Annotated in this window: 14 protein-coding genes; 3 read left to right on the top strand and 11 right to left on the bottom strand. The window is 55.3% G+C overall.

Annotation, left to right across the window (positions count from 1 at the left end):
• Window position 1: 1 nt before the first annotated feature.
• Window positions 2–658: a TMEM165/GDT1 family protein gene (locus ACH50O_RS12365; RefSeq protein WP_446808095.1), complete on the bottom strand. Its 657-nt coding sequence runs from the start codon at window positions 656–658 to the stop codon at window positions 2–4.
• Between the two features lie 80 nt (window positions 659–738).
• A complete protein-coding gene (locus ACH50O_RS12360; RefSeq protein WP_446808094.1) occupies window positions 739–1,668 on the bottom strand; it encodes a ZIP family metal transporter in 930 nt (309 codons plus the stop codon).
• A gap of 132 nt (window positions 1,669–1,800) precedes the next feature.
• On the opposite strand from ACH50O_RS12360, the gene ACH50O_RS12355 reads away from it, so the two are divergent.
• From ACH50O_RS12355 to nadA, 3 genes are all read left to right on the top strand, one after another.
• Complete coding sequence (locus ACH50O_RS12355) at window positions 1,801–1,926, top strand: hypothetical protein (RefSeq protein WP_446808093.1); 126 nt, start codon at window positions 1,801–1,803, stop codon at window positions 1,924–1,926.
• A gap of 40 nt (window positions 1,927–1,966) precedes the next feature.
• Window positions 1,967–2,539, top strand: a complete 573-nt coding sequence (locus tag ACH50O_RS12350) for a DUF2780 domain-containing protein (protein WP_446808092.1) — start codon at window positions 1,967–1,969, stop codon at window positions 2,537–2,539.
• Between the two features lie 155 nt (window positions 2,540–2,694).
• Window positions 2,695–3,789, top strand: coding sequence for a quinolinate synthase NadA (gene nadA / locus ACH50O_RS12345; RefSeq protein WP_446808091.1), 1,095 nt, complete (start codon window positions 2,695–2,697; stop codon window positions 3,787–3,789).
• Between the two features lie 255 nt (window positions 3,790–4,044).
• On the opposite strand, the gene ACH50O_RS12340 is transcribed toward nadA, so the two are convergent.
• The 9 genes from ACH50O_RS12340 to ACH50O_RS12300 all read right to left on the bottom strand — a co-directional run bounded on the left by ACH50O_RS12340 (window position 4,045) and on the right by ACH50O_RS12300 (window position 20,022).
• Window positions 4,045–4,194 carry a hypothetical protein gene (locus ACH50O_RS12340; protein WP_446808090.1) on the bottom strand — a complete coding sequence of 50 codons (150 nt, stop codon included), beginning with the start codon at window positions 4,192–4,194 and terminating at the stop codon, window positions 4,045–4,047.
• A gap of 515 nt (window positions 4,195–4,709) precedes the next feature.
• Entirely contained in the window at window positions 4,710–11,090 is a 6,381-nt protein-coding gene (locus ACH50O_RS12335; RefSeq protein ID WP_446808089.1) for a hypothetical protein, read from the bottom strand.
• Between the two features lie 657 nt (window positions 11,091–11,747).
• Entirely contained in the window at window positions 11,748–12,359 is a 612-nt protein-coding gene (locus ACH50O_RS12330; RefSeq protein WP_446808088.1) for a hypothetical protein, read from the bottom strand.
• Window positions 12,360–13,104: 745 nt separating this feature from the next.
• A complete protein-coding gene (locus ACH50O_RS12325; protein ID WP_446808087.1) occupies window positions 13,105–14,544 on the bottom strand; it encodes an IS1182 family transposase in 1,440 nt (479 codons plus the stop codon).
• Window positions 14,545–14,572: 28 nt separating this feature from the next.
• The gene (locus tag ACH50O_RS12320) at window positions 14,573–14,701 is read right to left on the bottom strand and encodes a hypothetical protein (protein WP_446808086.1); all 129 of its coding nucleotides are present in this window, start codon (window positions 14,699–14,701) and stop codon (window positions 14,573–14,575) included.
• Window positions 14,698–16,683, bottom strand: a complete 1,986-nt coding sequence (locus tag ACH50O_RS12315) for a hypothetical protein (RefSeq protein WP_446808085.1) — start codon at window positions 16,681–16,683, stop codon at window positions 14,698–14,700. Before ACH50O_RS12315 ends, ACH50O_RS12320 begins: the two co-directional genes overlap by 4 nt.
• Window positions 16,680–17,300, bottom strand: a complete 621-nt coding sequence (locus ACH50O_RS12310; protein WP_446808084.1) for a hypothetical protein — start codon at window positions 17,298–17,300, stop codon at window positions 16,680–16,682. Before ACH50O_RS12310 ends, ACH50O_RS12315 begins: the two co-directional genes overlap by 4 nt.
• The gene (locus tag ACH50O_RS12305; protein WP_446808083.1) at window positions 17,297–18,892 is read right to left on the bottom strand and encodes a VPA1262 family N-terminal domain-containing protein; all 1,596 of its coding nucleotides are present in this window, start codon (window positions 18,890–18,892) and stop codon (window positions 17,297–17,299) included. Before ACH50O_RS12305 ends, ACH50O_RS12310 begins: the two co-directional genes overlap by 4 nt.
• A 362-nt stretch (window positions 18,893–19,254) precedes the next feature.
• Window positions 19,255–20,022: a hypothetical protein gene (locus ACH50O_RS12300; RefSeq protein WP_446808082.1), complete on the bottom strand. Its 768-nt coding sequence runs from the start codon at window positions 20,020–20,022 to the stop codon at window positions 19,255–19,257.
• Window positions 20,023–20,304: the final 282 nt, after the last annotated feature.

Here is a 20,304-nt window from a genome sequence, read left to right as displayed (position 1 = left end):
ATTAGAGCGCGGGAATTATTCCGGCGGCAAGCAAACTTTCGTAAGCCTTATACGCCGCCACTCCGGATAAAATCAGAAAAAACAGGCCGCTGGCTTTGTGCAGCAGCGATAACGGGATTTTTTGCAATACGGTGCGGCCTGCCAGAACGCCAAGAGCGGAGGTAAATGCCAAGGCTAGTGTCGATCCCAGCCAAACCGATAGCGGTTGAGCGGTACTACTAAAGGCAACCACCGCCAGTTGGGTTTTATCGCCAAATTCGGCAACGGTAATTAATAGAAAGGTCGTAAAAAAAATGCCGTGACCGCTTTTTTCCTCCACTTCCCCGTCATCGTCGTCATCGTCACGGTTGAGTAGGGCATGCAAACCGAATGCGGCGAATAACACGGCGACGGTGGCGGCAACGACGTAGTCCGGCAGCCATTGGGCGATAGCCGCGCCAAAAACCACGGCTAAGGTATTCAGCAGGGCAAAGGCGGCAATCGCCCCCAATAGCACCGGAGCCGGCCTGTGCCGGGAAGCCAGCGTCATGCAAACCAATTGACTTTTGTCGCCTATTTCCGCGGCAGCTATCAGTGCAAAGCTGGTTCCGCCGGTGGTTAGGAGTTCGGTGAAATTGAAATCGCTGAATTGGCTGACTAATTGCGAAAGGTATTCCATTCTATATTTACAGTCGTATGCGGAGAGTGATGTATAACTAGCCCAGGAAGGCCTGCCGGCCTTCCTGGCTGGGAGCGAGTTTAAGTGATCACCTTGTCCAGAATCATCATGACGATGAAGCCTATCATCAACGAAAACGTTGCAACACGGGAGCGGCCCTTGGCGTGGGTCTCCGGGATGATCTCTTCGCTGATCACAAACAGCATAGCGCCGGCGGCAAAACCCATCGCTATCGGCAGCACCGACGAAAACACCGTGACCATGGTGATCCCGAGCAATCCGCCAACCGGCTCGACTAAACCCGTGAGTGTCGCCAGCGCAACGGCTTTCCACTTGTTATACCCCAAACCGACTAGCGGTAATGCCACCGCCAGGCCTTCCGGCAGGTTTTGCAAGGCAATGGCAATCGACAATACCAAGCCGTTTTTCATATCGCCGGAACCGAAACTGACCCCGACCGACATACCTTCCGGGAAGTTGTGAATGGTGATGGCGATAATGAACAGCGAGATTTTTTGCAGTGAATCCAGGGAATGATCGCTAACTGTGTCAAAATGCAAATGCGGCAGACGGCTGTCGGCATAATGCAAAAACAGCGCGCCGATCAGCATGCCGGCCGAAACGACCCATAAGCCTTTACCCGGCCAAACCTGTTCGCCGAAATCGATGCCGGGCACTAATAAGGAAAATGCCGTGGCCGCCAACATGACGCCGGCGGCGGCGCCCAGCAAGCTATTGAACAGACGGTCGGAAATGTTTTTAAAGAATAAAGCGGGGAGGGCGCCAACCCCGGTGGCCAGGCCCGCTAAAACGCTGGCTAGAAAGCCAATCACCACGACCTTGTCGAAAATGAGGTAGAGACTGCCGAAAACCAGGATTTGCGACAGCAGAAACAGGCCGATAAATACGCCCCAGCGCTGCAACAAAGGCAAAGTCATAACGTGCAGGTACTTGGGATGGGCCTGGAGACGAAGATAGTAATCTTCGAGTGTCTTTTGGATGTTTTGCATGTTTTTACCTGATGGGTCGTGTGGCTAAAGCTGAGATTATACTTAAATCGACAAGATAGCCGACCTTTGCCGACGACGAACTGGTGCAAGGGTACCGTAAGCGGCGTCGCTGTGCTGATTTAGGCTAGGAAAATGTGGTCCTATGCGCAACAGCATTTGAATTTATTCGCGCTGGATACGGTTGTGCCGCCGCCGTGTTTCGATTTAAAGTTTGCGCTAGTAACCGGCAGCCGGATTATCGGTGGCGGATCAGGCTAAGGCCGATCCGATAATAATGACTTATCAGGAGTTTAAACACATGAAATTTTCAACGAGTTTTTGCGTTCTCGGCCCCGTATTGTTGTTGACAGCCTGCGCTCAGGGACAGCAACCCTACACCGGTCAGACTTTTGCGTTGGGTGGATCGCAAGTCGGTGCGGCTCAACAGGCGCCTTATTACGGTGCCGGTGCGGCGAGCCAGGCAGCGGGTACCGGCGCCAGTGTCGAGCAGGGATTGATTAATATTTTGGTAGGCCAATTGGGTATCAGTCCGCAACAGGCCTTGGGAGGGGTCGGCTCGATTTTTTCCGTGGCGCAGCAACGTATGAGTCCCGGTGATTTTTCGCAATTGAGCACTAGCGTGCCGGGGATGGATCAATATCTGAGTTCCGTGCCGCAACAGATTGCCGCGTCCGGCTCGTCATCCTTATTGGGTGCGGCGGGCAATATGATGGGCGGCCAATACGGCAGCTTGGCGGCGCTTGCCGGATCGTTTCAAACGCTGGGTATGAATCCGTCCATGGTTAGCCAGTTTGTGCCGGTGGTTTTGCAATACGTGCAGAACCAAAGCGGCGCCAGCGCAATGAATTTGCTGCAAAATGCACTGTATTGATGCTGTTGCCGGCTTATACAACTGATCCTGGCTGCGCTTAGGCTGGCCCGCTTACGGTTTTAATCGGCCCGATAGACGGTTTGTGCAAGGAACTGTCTGTTAAAAATGCTGCCCAAAGCTTTACAATTCTCCGTTTTTTGTTTTCAGGTTGAAAAATGACTGCTGCCTTACCTATACATGATTACGCCTTGCTCGATGACGCCGAATGCGATGCCCGCATCGTTGCCGCCAAAGCCAAGCTTGGCAAACGCTGTATCGTACTTGGCCACCATTATCAGCGCGACGAGGTGTTCAAGCACGCCGATATATTCGGCGATTCATTGAAATTATCGCGGGAGGCCGCGCAATCCGAAGCCGAATACATCGTATTTTGCGGGGTACATTTCATGGCCGAGGTTGCCGATATTCTGTCGCGCCCCGAGCAAATCGCCATATTGCCGGACATGGCCGCCGGATGCTCGATGGCGGATATGGCGAATAAGGTCAAGGTTCAGCAGTGCTGGGACGAATTGGCGAAGATCATAGATGTCGAAAACGCGGTGACTCCTGTGACTTACATCAATTCGGCGGCCGATTTAAAGGCATTCTGCGGTCAGCACGACGGCATCGTTTGTACCTCGTCGAATGCCGAAAAAATTCTGAATTGGAGTTTTGCCAAACGCGAGAAAGTATTGTTTTTCCCGGATCAGCATTTGGGCCGGAATACCGGCTATCGGATGGGTATCCCGCTGGAGCACATGGTGACCTGGGACTTCAACAAGTCGCAGGGCGGCTTGACCGAGCAGCAAATTCGCGATGCCAAGATCATTTTATGGAAAGGCTATTGTTCCGTGCATCAAGCGTTTCAGCCGGAGCAAATCGACGCGTTTAAGGAGAAACATCCGGAAACCATCGTGATTTCGCATCCGGAAGCCTGCTTTGAAGTCTGTGAAAAGTCCGATTTCATCGGCTCCACCGAAATGATATTAAAAATCGTCCGCGAAGCCGAAGCCAACACCCGCTGGCTGGTCGCGACCGAGTTGAATCTGGTCAACCGCTTGAATCAAGAATGCAAAGCCCAAGGCAAAAGTGTGCATTTCATGGCGCCGACCCTAAGTATGTGCTCGACCATGTTCCGCACCGACCCGCAACACCTGGCTTGGGTGCTGGAAAATCTGGCGGCCGGACATGTTGTCAATCAGGTTTCCGTGCCGGCCGAGCAGGCGGCGCTGGCAAGGAAGACTTTGGACAATATGCTGTTGGCGTCTTAGTCTCGGCGGAACGACTCGCGAGCGCCCCATTGCCGAGTAGGGGCGTACAAAACTAAAAACAACCGCCTCTCCGGAAGCTGTTGTAAAAGCCCCCTCTCCTTGCGGGAGAGGGTTGGGGTGAGGGGATTAAATCAGCAATTACTCCCACCCTAGCTTTCCCGGAGGAAGAAGGGAACTTACTGGTTCCCTTGAGGCAAAATTCAATAGAAAACATCCGCTACCGGTTTTTAAGCTGTTTCCTGTATAGCCTTGCTTTCAGGGCGCGCAATTGATGACCAGATCATTGCTAAACTGCCCGACTTCCTTGTCTTTCACCATATAAATCGCGGTATAGCGGCGCAATTCCGGTTTGCCGGGTTGCAGCAGCGGCCGGTTGTCCGCAAACGGCGTCATGCGAGAACCCATGTTTCGACCCCTATGTTGGGTCGAAACGAGGTGACGCCTTCGACACCCCGGCCGCTTTAACATCGGTGTAATGCAATCGAATGTCGGTATAGTGTAGACCTTAATTTTTTTAAGGGGCTATGAGGATTTTCTTGCCGCCGAACTATTTTCACTAAAGAGTCCTTTTTCAGCGCAATCAATCCAAAAGCGACAGTCGGATGAGCTTTCCAATGACCGTTAATGGATAATTAGCTGAATTTGCGTTTGTGGAAGGCTGGGTTGAATGACAATGAATCCCAGCTAAGACCCTATTCATGTTTGCATGATTGCGGAGCCTTAAACGGACATTTGCCATCCGTCGCTGAGCAATCAAAGTTTTCAAATTGCGAGTAGATAGCTTTAATTGTCGGGTAGTGGGCTCGCGGGTGAAGAGACAAAAAATAAATAAAAAGCCCCAGCGAACTGGGGCACAGTAAGTGCCGCGCTGGCGTTGATGAATATCGCTGCCAGCGGGTGAGGTTGATATCCTGGCTGACTTAGGCCGATTGGACTTGACGCCGGCGGAACAAAAAGCCAAACAGTGCAGAGCCGAACAACCAGGCACTAGTCGGTAACGGTACGTTAGACGGACCGGAACCCAAGGTGGAATTACCTGCGATCAAGTTGAAGTTCAATCCTGAGTCCGCGGTGTGGCTGTACAGGTTCAAGTTGAATGTAAGACTCAACACCTTATTGCTGTTACTGATCCAGCTGTGCCAATCACCCAAGTCCAACGTTTTGTCGTTAAAGAAATTGACGGCGCTGGCGGCGTTGCCGGTAGTAGTAAGGTCAGTAAAGTTATAAGTGTTGCTGTATCCACCACTTGCGCCGGTGATATTGACGCTAAAGCTAAGCTCGTCGCTGCCGCCGGTCAAGTTGTTGGCACTGAACACCGGACTTAACAGACCGAGCAAAAGATGTTGATTCATGCTGTAGGCTGAAGTGTCCAGATTCATGTTGAGTGTTGCTGTATAGCTGTGATAATCGGTAACTGCGGTATTTACTACTCCCATCGTACCTAACAGCCAAGCTTGGCTCGAACCGCCGATGTCGAAATCATGCAATACGGTTGGGTTGCCGGCCAATGCCGACATGGCATCGCTGTCAGTCGGCAGTACTGTACCAAATGCGACGGCTTGTTTACCCGCGGCTTCAGCTTGCGATCCCGCCAATTCGCCAATAGACGAGCGGCTGGCGCTAGTTCCGGCAATATTAGCACTTGATGTTGCGGTGAGTTGATTGACGCCCTGGTCGGCAAGAGCATAAGCGTTCGAGCTGCTTCCACCTTGAGCCAAAGCGCTGGCTTTAATAGTGGTTGGAGCGCTAGAGCCGCTGCCTCCGTACGAATAAGCATTGGCAGCTGCGTAACCGGCACTACTGTTGGCATTGGCATTGGATGTTGCACTGCCGCCTATGCCTTTCTGGCCGCCAACTGAAGTGCCGCCGCTACCGCCATAGGCAGAAGAGGAAACACTGACCGACTGGTTGCCGACGTTGCTGCCGATAGCGCTGGAGATGGCATTGCCACCGTTACCGCCTTTACCTGTACCGTTGTTGTTTGCGCCACCATAGCCGCCATGGGCTTGATCACTGACGTTGACTGAACTGTTGCCGGAAGCGGTACCGGTACTGCTGCTGGTCGCCGAACCGCCGTTGCCGCCGTTGCCGCCGTAGGTGTAACCGCCGCTGCCACCGGAGGCGTAGCCGGAGGCCGAAATGGTATGGCTGGCGCCGCTGCTGGTCGCGCTAGTGGTATTGGTGGCATTCCCACCGGCCCCGCCATTGGCGGCGTCGTTGGAATAACCGCCGGCCCCGCCAGCGGCCGTACCGCTGGCATAGGCGCTGCCGGCGCTGTTGGTGGCGCTGGCCAATGACGTGCCGGTTGCACCGGCGCCGGCGGTACCGGTCGCGGTGTTGTAACGGTAAGCGCCGCTGCCGCCGGTGGCGCTGCTGGTCACGGACAACGCACTGGACGCCGTGGATTTAGTCAGGCTGCTGCTGGCGCTGCCGGCCGTGCCGCTGGTGCCGCCGTAGCTGCCGCCGGCATTACCGCCGGTGGCGGTCTGGCTCAGGGTCAGGCTGCCGCTGGTTTTGCCATCGACTTTATTCAGCAGGCTGACGGCCGCGCCGTTACCGGCCGCGCCGGTGCCGGTGGCCGTGCCGCCGTTGCCGCCGTTGGCAACGCCACCAATATTGACGGTGGCATTATTGGTCGATTCGCCGTAAACGCTGGTCAAATCAATGCCCAGATCGGCCGCGCCGCCGTTGCCGGCAATGCCGTCGGTGCTGTTACCGCCATTGCCGCCGTTGGCGGTGGCATCGGCCGTGACGTTGCCGGCTTGCACCAGTGAAATGGCCGCTTTGGCGCCGCCGCCGTTACCGCCGTTGCCGGTGTCGCTGGCCGAGCCGCCATTACCGGCGTTGGCCGTGCTGTTACCGGTGACGCTGCCGCCGCCGACGTTGACGTTGGTCAAGGTTGATTCGGCCTTGCCGCCGACCGCCGCCGCACCGGCGCCATTGGTACCACCGCCGTTACCGCCGGTAGCGGTTTGGGTTAAGTTGAGGCTGCCGCCGGTCGAGCCGCTGACCAGATTGGTGGCAACGGCATCGCCGCCGAGGCCGCCATCGGCGCCGGCATAGCCTTGGCCGCCGGTGCCGCCGTGTTGACTGGCATTGACGCTGACACTGCCATTGCCGGTGGACGAACCGCTGGCCTGAGCAGTGGCGCTGCCGCCATTCCCGCCTTTTTTGCCGACGCCTTGGCCGGTTGAACCACCGCCGCCATAAGCATTTGAAGTGACACTAACGGACAGAGAGCCGGCATTGCCGCCGGAGGCGCTGGACGAAGCGATACCGCCATTGCCGCCGTTGCCGGCGGTGCTGCTGTTGTTGGCGCCGCCGCTGCCGCCGCTGGCTTGATCATTGACCGTGACCGAACTGTTGCCGGAAGCGGTACCGGTACTGCTGCTGGTCGCCGAACCGCCGTTGCCGCCATTGCCACCGTAGGTGTACCCGCCGCTGCCGCCGGTGGCGTAGCCGTAGGCCGTAACAGCATGGCTGGCGCCGCTGCTGGTTGCGCTAGTGGTATTGGTGGCATTCCCACCGGCCCCGCCATTGGCGACGTCGCTGGAATAACCGCCGGCCCCGCCAGTGGCCGTACCGCTGGCATAGGCGCTGCCGGCGCTGTTGGTGGCGCTGGCCAATGACGTGCCGGTTGCACCGGCGCCGGCGGTGCCGGTCGCGGTGTTGTAACGGTAAGCGCCGCTGCCGCCGGTGGCGCTGCTGGTCACTGACAACGCACTGGACGCCGTGGTTTTGCTCAGACTGCTGCTGGCGCTGCCGGCCGTGCCGCTGGTGCCGCCGTAGCTGCTGCCGGCATTACCGCCGGTGGCGGTCTGGCTCAGGGTCAGGCTGCCGCTGGTTTTGCCATCGACTTTATTCAGCAGGCTGACGGCCGCGCCGTTACCGGCCGCGCCGGTGCCGGTGGCCGTGCCGCCGTTACCGCCGTTGGCAACGCCACCAATATTGACGGTGGCATTATTGGTCGATTCGCCGTAAACGCTGGTCAAATCAATGCCCAGATCGGCCGCGCCGCCGTTGCCGGCAATGCCGTCGGTGCTGTTACCGCCATTGCCGCCGTTGGCGGTGGCATCGGCCGTGACGTTGCCGGCTTGCACCAGAGAAATGGCCGCTTTGGCGCCGCCGCCGTTACCGCCGTTGCCGGTGTCGCTGGCCGAGCCGCCATTACCGGCGTTGGCCGTGCTGTTACCGGTGACGCTGCCGCCGCCGACGTTGACGTTGGTCAAGGTTGATTCGGCCTTGCCGCCGACCGCCGCCGCACCGGCGCCATTGGTACCACCGCCGTTACCGCCGGTAGCGGTTTGGGTTAAGTTGAGGCTGCCGCCGGTCGAGCCGCTGACCAGATTGGTGGCAACGGCATCGCCGCCGAGGCCGCCATCGGCGCCGGCATAGCCTTGGCCGCCGGTGCCGCCGTGTTGACTGGCATTGACGCTGACACTGCCATTGCCGGTGGACGAACCGCTGGCCTGAGCAGTGGCGCTGCCGCCATTCCCGCCTTTTTTGCCGACGCCTTGGCCGGTTGAACCACCGCCGCCATAAGCATTTGAAGTGACACTAACGGACAGAGAGCCGGCATTGCCGCCGGAGGCGCTGGACGAAGCGATACCGCCATTGCCGCCGTTGCCGGCGGTGCTGCTGTTGTTGGCGCCGCCGCTGCCGCCGCTGGCTTGATCATTGACCGTGACCGAACTGTTGCCGGAAGCGGTACCGGTACTGCTGCTGGTCGCCGAACCGCCGTTGCCGCCATTGCCACCGTAGGTGTACCCGCCGCTGCCGCCGGTGGCGTAGCCGTAGGCCGTAACAGCATGGCTGGCGCCGCTGCTGGTTGCGCTAGTGGTATTGGTGGCATTCCCACCGGCCCCGCCATTGGCGACGTCGCTGGAATAACCGCCGGCCCCGCCAGTGGCCGTACCGCTGGCATAGGCGCTGCCGGCGCTGTTGGTGGCGCTGGCCAATGACGTGCCGGTTGCACCGGCGCCGGCGGTGCCGGTCGCGGTGTTGTAACGGTAAGCGCCGCTGCCGCCGGTGGCGCTGCTGGTCACTGACAACGCACTGGACGCCGTGGTTTTGCTCAGACTGCTGCTGGCGCTGCCGGCCGTGCCGCTGGTGCCGCCGTAGCTGCTGCCGGCATTACCGCCGGTGGCGGTCTGGCTCAGGGTCAGGCTGCCGCTGGTTTTGCCATCGACTTTATTCAGCAGGCTGACGGCCGCGCCGTTACCGGCCGCGCCGGTGCCGGTGGCCGTGCCGCCGTTACCGCCGTTGGCAACGCCACCAATATTGACGGTGGCATTATTGGTCGATTCGCCGTAAACGCTGGTCAAATCAATGCCCAGATCGGCCGCGCCGCCGTTGCCGGCAATGCCGTCGGTGCTGTTACCGCCATTGCCGCCGTTGGCGGTGGCATCGGCCGTGACGTTGCCGGCTTGCACCAGAGAAATGGCCGCTTTGGCGCCGCCGCCGTTACCGCCGTTGCCGGTGTCGCTGGCCGAGCCGCCATTACCGGCGTTGGCCGTGCTGTTACCGGTGACGCTGCCGCCGCCGACGTTGACGTTGGTCAAGGTTGATTCGGCCTTGCCGCCGACCGCCGCCGCACCGGCGCCATTGGTACCACCGCCGTTACCGCCGGTAGCGGTTTGGGTTAAGTTGAGGCTGCCGCCGGTCGAGCCGCTGACCAGATTGGTGGCAACGGCATCGCCGCCAAGGCCGCCATCGGCGCCGGCATAGCCTTGGCCGCCGGTGCCGCCGTGTTGACTGGCATTGACGCTGACACTGCCATTGCCGGTGGACGAACCGCTGGCCTGAGCAGTGGCGCTGCCGCCATTCCCGCCTTTTTTGCCGACGCCTTGGCCGGTTGAACCACCGCCGCCATAAGCATTTGAAGTGACACTAACGGACAGAGAGCCGGCATTGCCGCCGGAGGCGCTGGACGAAGCGATACCGCCATTGCCGCCGTTGCCGGCGGTGCTGCTGTTGTTGGCACCGCCGCTGCCGCCGCTGGCTTGATCATTGACCGTGACCGAACTGTTGCCGGAAGCGGTACCGGTACTGCTGCTGGTCGCCGAACCGCCGTTGCCGCCATTGCCGCCGTAGGTGTACCCGCCGCTACCGCCGGTGGCGTTGCCGTAGGCTGTAACGGTATGGCTGGCGCCGCTGCTGGCCGCGCTAGTGGTATTGGTGGCATTCCCACCGGCCCCGCCATTGGCGGCGTCGTTGGCATAACCGCCGGTACCGCCAGTGGCCGTACCGCTGGCATAGGCGCTGCCGGCGCTGTTGGTAGCGCTGGCCAATGACGTGCCGGCCGCGCCGGCACCGGCGGTACCGGTCGCGGTGTTGTAACGGTAAGCGCCGCTGCCGCCGGTGGCGCTGCTGGTCACTGACAACGCACTGGACGCCGTGGATTTAGTCAGGCTGCTGCTGGCGCTGCCGGCCGTGCCGCTGGTGCCGCCGTAGCTGCCGCCGGCATTACCGCCGGTGGCGGTCTGGCTCAGGGTCAGGCTGCCGGTGGTGCTGCCATCGACTTTATTCAGCAGGCTGACGGCCGCGCCGTTACCGGCATTACCCGTGCCTCCGGTATTGCCACCGTTACCGCCATTGGCGGTTCCGGAAACCGAGACTGTACCGTTTCCTGCCGAGCTTCCAAAAATAGTTTCGGCGATGATTGCGCCGAGATCAGCGGAACCACCATTGCCGGCGGTGCCATTGCCATAGCCATAACCGCCATTGCCACCATTGGCCGTCGCGTTCACTGTTGCGCCGCCAGTGCCTGTGTTAATAGCTTTTGCTTGCACGATGGCATTGCCGCCCGTGCCAGAGTTGCCATCCAAACCAGAAGTGCCGCCTCCCGATGCCGAACCGCCCTGGCCGTTGTAGCCGCCTGTGCCACCGTTGGCGGTGGCCGTGGCCGAAAGGGTGGTCGCGCTGTTCAAGTTGGCGCCGGCTTGGGCCGTAGCATTTCCGCCATTGTTACCGTTACCGCCGTTACCGCCGTTGGCGCCGGAAGGAGTTCCCGTACCGCCATTACCGCCGATACCGCCAGAACCGCCGGTAGCTGAAGCGGTATTGCTGGTGCTGGAGTTGGTTATCGTAAAGCCGGCATCCGCGGTAGCGTTGTCTCCCGCTGAACCATTCGTACCATTTGTGCCGGGGTTGCCCGCGGCTCCGGGGATACCATTGGTGCCGGCGCCACCGTTTTGGGTGACAGTCGCCGCGAACAATGCCTGGCTTTGCAAGATCAAGCCGGCAGCCAAAAATGCCGAGCAAATAGCATTGGGTTTGAAAATCGTCTTATAGGCTTTCATAACTTCCTCAAATTAAGGTACTGACGGATTTTGAGCGGTTGCTAGCGGCGTTTTTGGCGTTAACCTCGTTTGGGATCATAGCTCCGGGTGGCTTTTTATCTGGTAGGGCCAGAAAAAAACCTCTTGATCGTCGATAATTATCCTTAAAGGCCAGCGGAAACCGTATGTTTGACAACATGTTTTGCTTGGTTAAGTCAACACAAGATAGTCAAAATGTATTCTAACTCACAAAAAACAGAATGTGTAATACTACTTTTGGCCGATAATGACTTATTTAGCGCTTTGTATCGGTTAGTTTTTTCGTCGAGATGGCCAGGTATTCAAGCATATCTGCCTTAAGGATTTTCCGCATCTCCGAAAGGATCGATAATGCAGGATTGATTGGGGGGCCGGCCAAAGCTGCTTGGTAAATTGATCGGATTTGGCGTTACGGCAGCAACGAATACCATGCACTTCCGGTGAGTTGTTTCAGATTGGAAAAAACCGGTGGACGGACATCTTCCACCGGTTTTAGGTTTTATCGATCCGTGTCCTATTGTTTATTGTTATCCCGTTCGGGCTGACCGCCACTATTTAAATAAACGGTCGAAGTCCGATTTATCAGTGTGGTCAACAGACTGCGTTTTTGGGCTGGGTCGGGATTTTAAGCGGCCATTTTTATGGCGCGCAATTGATTACCAGATCATTGCTAAACTGCCCGACTTCCTTGTCTTTCACCATGTAAATCGCGGTATAGCGGCGCAATTCCGGTTTGCCGGGTTGCAGCAGCGGGCGGTTGTCCGCAAACGGCGAAACCGTGGCGCGGCCCAGCAATACCCAGTCGGCGTCGCCGTCGCGTTGGCAATAAATGTTGATGCCCTCGCTGTTATATTTGGTAAAACTTAAAGAGACTTTCCCGCCGGTTTGATCGACGCCGTTTAGATTGGGATTGGAAGTGGCGAGATCGTTGGTATATTCGGCCCCCTCTATGCCCAGTTGCGCCCCCAAGCCGCCGGTATAATCCGCACGCGCCTTGATCCGCCGAACTTCCGCACGGATCAACGATTCGGCTAAGCGGCGGCTGTCATTTTTATCGGCGGTCGCCTGTTTGGCGGTGGCTGCCGCATTATTGGCAAACGCGGTTTTGGCGTGAAAATCGTCGCTGGCGGATTTGAGCGAGGTCAAATTGTCCGCCGCTACGCCGCGCTCCGGCGTCAGATTGGCGAGAAAATGATCGAACCAGACTAAAAAGTCATGGTCCGCGGCAGGGATGAAAGTAGACTTAGGCATATTAGATTCCTCATTTACTGAATGTAAAAGACCCACCTCGGATAATTGCTCGCCGTACTTAGAACTTGTGGCGAGGGTGTCTGCCGTCCTATGGCCTGTATTTATAATTCAAACTTGTGTTTCCGGCGTTCAGTGGCGCCTAGGAAAGGTCTAGCCGCCCGTATCCGGCGTTCCGTAAATCGCCGCCGGCTGTAAGCCTTGATATTCCTTGTTTCCAGCGTTTGGTCCCCAGGCCCGGATTGGCGCCGCTGGAATGCTCCGCGCTTCGTCTGGAAGCGCCGGCGAGCAAAGGGAGTTATTTTTCCTTAAGCAGGTTTGCAAACGTGCGTTGTTTAAGGATTAAAGCCTAACATATCAAGTGATTCTATATGCCGCAGGCTGTAACGGCAATGTAATGCAATCGATTGTCGGTATAGTATAGACGTTAATTTTTTGAAGGGGCCAGTGTGATTTTACTTGCCGCCGAACTACGACAATCGGTAAGCGGCAAGTGCTTTAGGTATTACGAGACTTCTAAGGTGATGCCGCTGATGAGCACTTTGATTGGGAGGCTGGAGTCGACCCAGGCTGTGTAAAAACAACGGACAATTAAAATATCGATTGGATATTGAGCAATTTTGTTCAGCTAAAGCCGCTTTGAGCGACTAACGCTGCTGAATGATGTTTACTGGTTTATTAACTTGATTTAGCCACATTGACGCTAATAACCACCGGTAATAGGTAAAAAAAGAGCAATAAATGGCCATCAGGCCACCATTGCTTCCATCAGAGTTGTGGTTTCCATTAGATTCATCACTCTTTTGAGGTTGTAGGCCAATACATGCAAACTCATCTCCGTACTGATGCGATCCAGTGTCTTGGTCAGAAAATGAGTTGATCCCATCCAGGCTTTGAGGGTGCCAAAGGGATGTTCCACTGTTTGCCGTCGGATGCGCATGCTGTCAGGCACTTTGTCCAGACGTGTCTGCATCGCTTCGAGGATCTCTTCGTGCTCCCAACGCGTGATACGCCGCTGGTCGCCGGTCGTGCATTTGGCTTTGAGCTCACATTCTTTGCAGGATGAGCTCCAGTAACGATTGACCGTCATCTCATGATCGACCGTACTGTATCGCCAAATCAGTCGTTGTCCTGCCGGACACCGATATTCATTGGATTCGGCGTGGTAAATGAAATCCGCTTTATCGAACCGGCCTGCCGCCTTGGCTCCTGAGGTTAAGCATTTGGGTACGAAGGCCGTTATACCGGCTTCATGGCATTTGCGAATTTCTTCGCCGCTGAAATAACCTCGATCAGCCACCACGTTGAGATCAGAAGCGCCCATCGCGGTTTTGGCTTGCTCGGCCATGTTGGCTAATTGGCTTCGATCATGGCCGACGTTAGTGACTTCGTGAGCCACGATTATATGATTTTCAGTGTCGACAGCGGTTTGGACGTTGTAGCCCACGATGCCGGTGCCTCGACCACTCGTAGCCATGGATCGTGCATCAGGATCGGTGAGAGAGATTTGTTTGTCCGGGGTCTTCTCCAATTCGGTTTCGATACTTTCGAGCCTGGTCATTTGCTGTTTCAGCATGGCGATCTTTTCCTGCAAGCGTTGTATTTTGGCTTCGGTGAAATCAGCCTGTTCCTGACGATCAGCTGTTTCCAATGCCGATAGATAGCGCTCGATGCTGGCCTCGATTTGCTCGCGGCGGCGTTTAATCTTGTTCGTGGTGAAGTTATTGTCGCGGTTGTTAACCGCTTTGAATTTGCTGCCATCAATCGCAACCGTAGCTTCCGTTAACAAATTCAACTTCCGGCAAAGCGCCACGAACTGACTGCAGACTTTGCGAATGGCGGTGCCGTTGTCTTTGCGGAAATTGGCAATGGTTTTGAAATCGGGCGTCAAACGCTCCAATAACCAGATCAGCTCCAGATTACGTTGGCTTTCACGTTCCAGTCGCCGACTGGATTGAATGCGGTTCAAATAACCGTAGATGTAAAGCTTGAGAAGTATCGCAGGATGATAGGCGGGGCGTCCCGTTTTCAAAGGCGTAACCCCTTTGAATCCTAATTTGTCCAGGTCGAGTTGCTCAACAAAGACATCAACGACCCGAACAGGATTGTCCTCAGCTACATAGTCTTCCAGTTGCTCAGGAAAGAGGGTTATCTGATTTCGGTCTGTACTTTGAATGAAGCGTTTCATCTGCACTTCCGGTTGATTGGCCGTGAGCTTATTTTACCAAACCTTGCGTTTTTACACAGCCTGGACCCAAACCGGCCGGTCGCAAATGTACTGCCCAAGAGACAGGTATCTGATTAGAGCAGCCGTCGGTACTGATGACCACCAGGTAGTCGGTCATATGAGTTCTCCTAGCTTTTGCAGTTGAGCCTCATCAACAGGATATTTCCGTGGATGGTATTGATTCAGAGTCCTGAGCGTGTGCACAATGTTGGACACATCGATTGATGCCAAATTGAGATCGTCTTTCAACCTTGAGACATCTGGATTGTTGAACAAGAGAGATTGTAGGATGCTGGCCAGTTCGACCACGTTACCTTTGGCGTCGGCAAGAATGTTGGACACGGTAGGGGTATCGCTAGACTTGAATACCTGAAAATTTCCTGACGCGCTTTCGGTGCCAGCGGGGCTCTCCCAAATAATTCTCCTGACCGCCAAGTGTTGAACAACCGAAAGCCATTCATCATGGTTCAATGTGCTGTCGATTTCCCGCATTTCATGAGTTGCGCAATTGAGTGCGTTAAACAGACAGGCAAGAGTCCTGGCTTCGGGAGATTTGTTGTCGTAAGTGCTAGCTGCGGCTTGATCGAAGATCGCTAGACCGATGCGGAAGAGTAAGAGCAAAAGCCGTCCGGCCTCCGAGCGCGAGCTGTATTCGTCTTCGATTGCATCCGAATCGCCGAACTCCACAATTTCGCGTAAGGCGATGGTGTCATTCCATAAGCCTATCCATGCTTCTGTAGGAGAGGCCGATTGAGCGATTGGATAAGCCAATAAGTTTGCAGAGACTCCCGGCGTTTCTTTGTTTAACGTGACAATTAGGCTAGCGTGCTCACGCAAAAGACTACCTTTGTTGCTCGCCCAATCTTCCGGCGAAAGCCGCCATTGATTGCCGAAGTCTTCCCAGGCTAGTATCGGGATATGCCCATTGTAAGCGAACGAAGCCAGTACGCAGCGGTAACACCAAGCTTCCCACGTGGGGGCATCTTCCGGGCTTGTTTGAGGTAAGGTACGATCTTCCAACTTATGCCCAATTACATCAATCAGGGCATCATCGGCGAATGCAGAGGATTTAACATCCTGGATTTCTCTGGAAGTGTGCCCAATGATGTGCTGCATCAGCCATGGCGTCCAACGGGCAAAAATGCTGGGGGCATCTTGGCGTGCGGCCAAAGCAGTTACGATGAGTTCGGCGGTGCTGGTTATTTCCTGTTTGATTTCATCAAGCTTGCTAGGAGTGAAGTTTGGAGCCATAGCGTCGCGCCCGGTTTGTAATAACTGGTTGCGCGCTTCAACCAAGAGTAATGGCATCATGACAGAGCCATTCCATTTCCCATCTTCTGAAAATGCGACAGGTGCAGCGGAAACCGTTCGTTTCCATTCTGAGAAGCACGGAGAGAATGCCCCTATGCCTGCTACGAATAACAATGAGCTGACAAGATAGGGGTTGGATGAGCTCGTTATCGTGCGAAAGAATTCATCAGGGTTCAGTTTGTAGAACATCTGGAATAATGGAAGCTCTTCTTCGTAATTCATGAAGCCATGCCAGCCGCGCAAACCCCACCATATTTCTTCGAGCTTATCCTGGCGTTCATTCCAGTATCCCCATGCCCCAGCACGCTCATCGTTGACGCGGGAGGATTTGGATTCCAGTGTGAAATTGTCCAAGGCGACAAAAGCTTTCTTGGCAAGCGTTACATATGCGTCGGATAAAGAAGAAGTTAGCTCGGCATACGCCGTCATGGCTTCGCCCAGCCAATGCTCAAGCTGCCATGAGTTGTATTTGAATGCATTGACCTTGTTCCAGGTTTGTAGCAAAGGAGAATGGGCGAGGGCTGCTGCACAAGCGAGCGTCATCAGCATGGTTTTGCTATCTGGGATTGTCGGCGCTATTTCGTCGGCAAGTTGAGCTGTGCGTTGTTCCAGTTCAGAAAGGTCGCCATCCTGTTCCACTATCCAGCTCACGATGTCATCGAAAGCCTTGGGTAGACCGAGAGGGAGCGCATTCAGGAGGCTGAGAAAATCTTGCGCAGTTTTGAACGAGGAATCAGCAAAGATTTCTCGTTTTTCGGAGTGGCGCTCGCTTGGCCATTGCTCGTTCATTTCCGCTCTCCCGTGTCCCAGATTTTCTCAAAAAAACTGATGGCGCCATGATCCACAGCCCGCCAGCCCCGACTGACGGCGCTGACGGACGCTTGGAAACCACCTGCCGTTCCGCCAAAATGCCATAGCTCATCGTCAATGATGGCGAAGCGGTCGTGGATGAAATTGCAATTCTTCGTGAGGTGTGTCCTGACCTCGATACGGCATTCCTTTTCACGCCTTACTGCGTGGTTACTGATTGCCTGCGCCTGCTGCTGAAATCTATTCAGATCAGCTTCATCAACTTCCCGATGCTGCTTCGTCAGCAACCGAATATCACTCGCAGCAAGCCATAAGGGTAGCCATGCCAGGATTTTGTCGATTCGCTCTGCGGGATTCCCGCTATCGGGCATCAGCAAATATTCGTCAACGATCCAGACACGCTCTTGGGCATCTGCAACTGCATCACCAAACTCCAGCAAGGGAACAGGATTGCCGGAATATTTGCGGTCCCATGCCTCATCCGGTGTCGGGAAACGGTTTTGTCCGCCCTCCTGGCTGCACCAGAGAATTTTCTTAGCGGGGAAAGGACGCTCTGCCTTGCGGGCAATTGAGATACCTGGAGCAAACCCTTTCATGATGCGGCGTCTTCCTGATTCTTGGCCTGGCGTATCTTATAATCACCAAAGGGTATCGCCTGCTTCAGCATACTTTCAAGCTGGTCAATGACCTCATCCGGGTTGGGAAGTTTGACGATCAGGGATGCCCTGTCACCCAAGGTGTTCAGTGAATTGCCAAGGAACCAGACAGCATCGTCTATTACCAGGAATCGGTCGTGCAAGATGGATGACTGAAGTACATATGCTTTGGCAATAACTTTGGCATCCTTTTCTAGTTGAGCGAGCCTCAGGCTGAAATCATCAGTCTTCGAAAGCTCCTGCTCCTTCGATTTGAATGCGAGGCCAGAAGTCAGCAAGGTCACCGTGGTGGTTTCCGGATTGACTGCATACAGGAATTGCCCCAACTGTAATCCGGCAAGGTAAGGGTCAGCAATCATCACCCTAGATTGAGCCCGCCTCAGTTCGCCCTGGACAAAGCGCATGGCTTCTTCACGGGAGCCGTCAGGGAACCAACGCTGACCATATTGTTTGGCGTTTTGGAGCTTATCGCGGTGTGATGCCGCAATGGCGATGCGCCTGTTGACGTTAGGTATACGCGCCGCATCGCCTATGAGGCTATGTGAGGCTAGTTCCGGACGTTTCGCCGCTGGGTATTCCATGCGCGGGGAGTTGGCAGATTCGCCAGTCGGAACACTGACTATCTTGCCTCCCTGAGATACCAAGTGCGAGGTCATGCCAATTTGGCGAACGAACGGAAATGGAGGGCTATATGCAAGCAAACCATGTTCCGGGTGAGTCACCACATAACCATAGGTTCCGGTGCAGTCGCCTTTGTCGATATCCAGAATGCCATCGTCGGGGATTTCCCGAGTATTGAAGTCGGTAAGCAGGTGGTTTTGCTCGTCGAAAGTGGTGAGTTTCAGACCGGCAAGCGATTCACCTGAACGCGGGACGAAGCGATAAAAGATGCCTTCTCCCCTGCCGGCAGAAGCCGGAATCATGAAGTTATCGATCTGTTTGAGTACGGGATCTGGTGCTACCAGGGCAACGCTTCCCAGATATTCCCAATAGAGCCGCAGATCAACGTGCAGCCGTCGTGCTACAAAGGCCATGGCTTTGTCGTCGGCCCGCATCAGATCGAATCCCTCCTGGCTGCCGAAACGGCGATGGATGCGGGCGGGAACGGTACCCATGAAGGGAGCAGGATGGCTGCGTCCAGAAAGATGTGCAAACAGCCCTTCCCCCATCGGCAGACCGAGGTAAGGCCAGGCCGGATCATCAGTCAGCATCGGAATTTCTATCTTGATCCCATCGTACTTGCTATTGCGTTCCTCGCTTCGGGAGGGCGTCGGGGATTTGTCATCTTCGCTGCCAAGAGTGCGGTACCAGTCGATCGCTTCTTGAACACTCAATAGCACACGGCGGAAAAAAACGGTTTCGCCGGTCTTACCGACGGGGCATTGATCTAGCCCCTTCATCGGAGGTGGTAGCGGTCTACCGCGGGGAAGTAGGGAAATGGTGGCGAAAAGCAGGCGGCCCGCTTGTCCTCTTTGCTTTTGTAGGGTCGCCAGCCGTATGACGGCCCCTGCGTAGAAGTCTATGTTTAACACTGAAAGCTTTCCTTTTAGAGATTAGGAGGCAATGATATTTCTTTTCCCGCTATGTTTTCACCGTTGGTGATTATATTTTCGTCATTGCCCTGGCGTGACGTTAACGTTCCACGCTGGCCGACGTAGGATGTTTAATCGAAGTTTTTGCAGTGAGTGTAGGATAGGTGTATGAACGACAGCTACATGAGTAGTGCCGACATCCCAGTGGCAGCTTCCACAGCAGGATGAACGACCGGAATTGGCCGAACTTGCTCTGTCAGATTTGAAGGAGCAAACCGATCCAATAGAGTCAGACACTCATCGCCAATGAGCGATGGGTTTAGCCCGTGGAAGTCCGCTTGCTGCCCCCAAAAAGAACCGAATTACCCAGCGTACCCGAGACGTTTCAAACCCAGTAAGCCCAACATTCCAGTACTAAACAGCCCGGCAGCACTTGGTGGCGGCACGGCTGATATTTGTCCAGGGCTAACTGGCCATGCATACAACAAGGAGTCCTTTTCCCAAGGATTCTGGAGGCCTTGACTGGTATAGAAGACCCACGCAGATGGGCCTAATATATAGTGAGGCATCCCAGCCTCTTCATTCAACCAGTACGGGTCAGATTTCAAATTGGTAAAGTTGCTGTTAGTGGGGATGGTGTGGTAGCCACCGTTTTCGTCGGCGATGCCACCCAGTTCGTTATAGAATAATTCACCGAATTGTGTGTTGGTTTGGTTGTAACCCCATTGCGGATTCGTGCCCGCACTTGGCAAGGTCCATTGGCTGGAACCGGCGTAGTTGATGGTGTTGAGGTATTTAGTAAACGCCTGGGCGCCGAACCAGGTGACCCAGCCGTTTGCACCGAAATCTTCCGCAGTTAGTGTGTGACTGCCGCTACCAGCCGGGGTGTCAAAACGGTTTGGGCTGTCAACGATAGAACCTACTTTGCTTATGATGGTGTCTACCAAATTAGGATTGCTGGCTTCCAGAGTACCTAGTAGGTTGGCGTCACCAGACCAGGTAACACCGCTGACGTCACTGTATATTAGGCGTTGCGTGCCAGAGGTGTAGGCGATCAACGAGGCGTGGGAATTCAAGGTGGTTAAACCTAGCATGAGGCCGACCGTCAGCAGGGATTGCTTAAAACGCATATCTATTCTCCATGTATTGAACAGTAAAGATGTTGCCGACAGTTTGGTGTCTTGGATTTAGGGCTAGCTCTTTTTCTGAGTTGACAATATATCACTAAACACTTAGGGTTTAGTGATATGTGCTTTGATTGGCAGACTTCATTATGTAAGAGCTCTTACCGGGACTCAAAAGATGGAATCAGGGTGTGTGTTAACTCCATAAGCTGTGCCGAACGAAGGTCGCGATCTGTGAGCTTCACTTCGTTCAGTCCTGGCATTTTTACCCCGACCATGTAGAGGCCG

Source organism: Methylomonas sp. 2BW1-5-20, assembly GCF_052474515.1.
This window is presented reverse-complemented; position numbering and strand designations above follow the sequence as displayed.

Excerpts from the sequence above, each read along its gene's own strand:
- ACH50O_RS12365 (WP_446808095.1), bottom strand. The coding sequence starts at position 658 with ATGGAATACCTTTCGCAATTAGTCAGCCAATTCAGCGATTTCAATTTC.
- ACH50O_RS12360 (WP_446808094.1), bottom strand. The coding sequence starts at position 1,668 with ATGCAAAACATCCAAAAGACACTCGAAGATTACTATCTTCGTCTCCAG.
- ACH50O_RS12355 (WP_446808093.1), top strand. The coding sequence starts at position 1,801 with ATGTGGTCCTATGCGCAACAGCATTTGAATTTATTCGCGCTGGATACG.
- ACH50O_RS12350 (WP_446808092.1), top strand. The coding sequence starts at position 1,967 with ATGAAATTTTCAACGAGTTTTTGCGTTCTCGGCCCCGTATTGTTGTTG.
- nadA (WP_446808091.1), top strand. The coding sequence starts at position 2,695 with ATGACTGCTGCCTTACCTATACATGATTACGCCTTGCTCGATGACGCC.
- ACH50O_RS12340 (WP_446808090.1), bottom strand. The coding sequence starts at position 4,194 with ATGGGTTCTCGCATGACGCCGTTTGCGGACAACCGGCCGCTGCTGCAA.
- ACH50O_RS12335 (WP_446808089.1), bottom strand. The coding sequence starts at position 11,090 with ATGAAAGCCTATAAGACGATTTTCAAACCCAATGCTATTTGCTCGGCA.
- ACH50O_RS12330 (WP_446808088.1), bottom strand. The coding sequence starts at position 12,359 with ATGCCTAAGTCTACTTTCATCCCTGCCGCGGACCATGACTTTTTAGTC.
- ACH50O_RS12325 (WP_446808087.1), bottom strand. The coding sequence starts at position 14,544 with ATGAAACGCTTCATTCAAAGTACAGACCGAAATCAGATAACCCTCTTT.
- ACH50O_RS12320 (WP_446808086.1), bottom strand. The coding sequence starts at position 14,701 with ATGACCGACTACCTGGTGGTCATCAGTACCGACGGCTGCTCTAATCAG.
- ACH50O_RS12315 (WP_446808085.1), bottom strand. The coding sequence starts at position 16,683 with ATGAACGAGCAATGGCCAAGCGAGCGCCACTCCGAAAAACGAGAAATC.
- ACH50O_RS12310 (WP_446808084.1), bottom strand. The coding sequence starts at position 17,300 with ATGAAAGGGTTTGCTCCAGGTATCTCAATTGCCCGCAAGGCAGAGCGT.
- ACH50O_RS12300 (WP_446808082.1), bottom strand. The coding sequence starts at position 20,022 with ATGCGTTTTAAGCAATCCCTGCTGACGGTCGGCCTCATGCTAGGTTTA.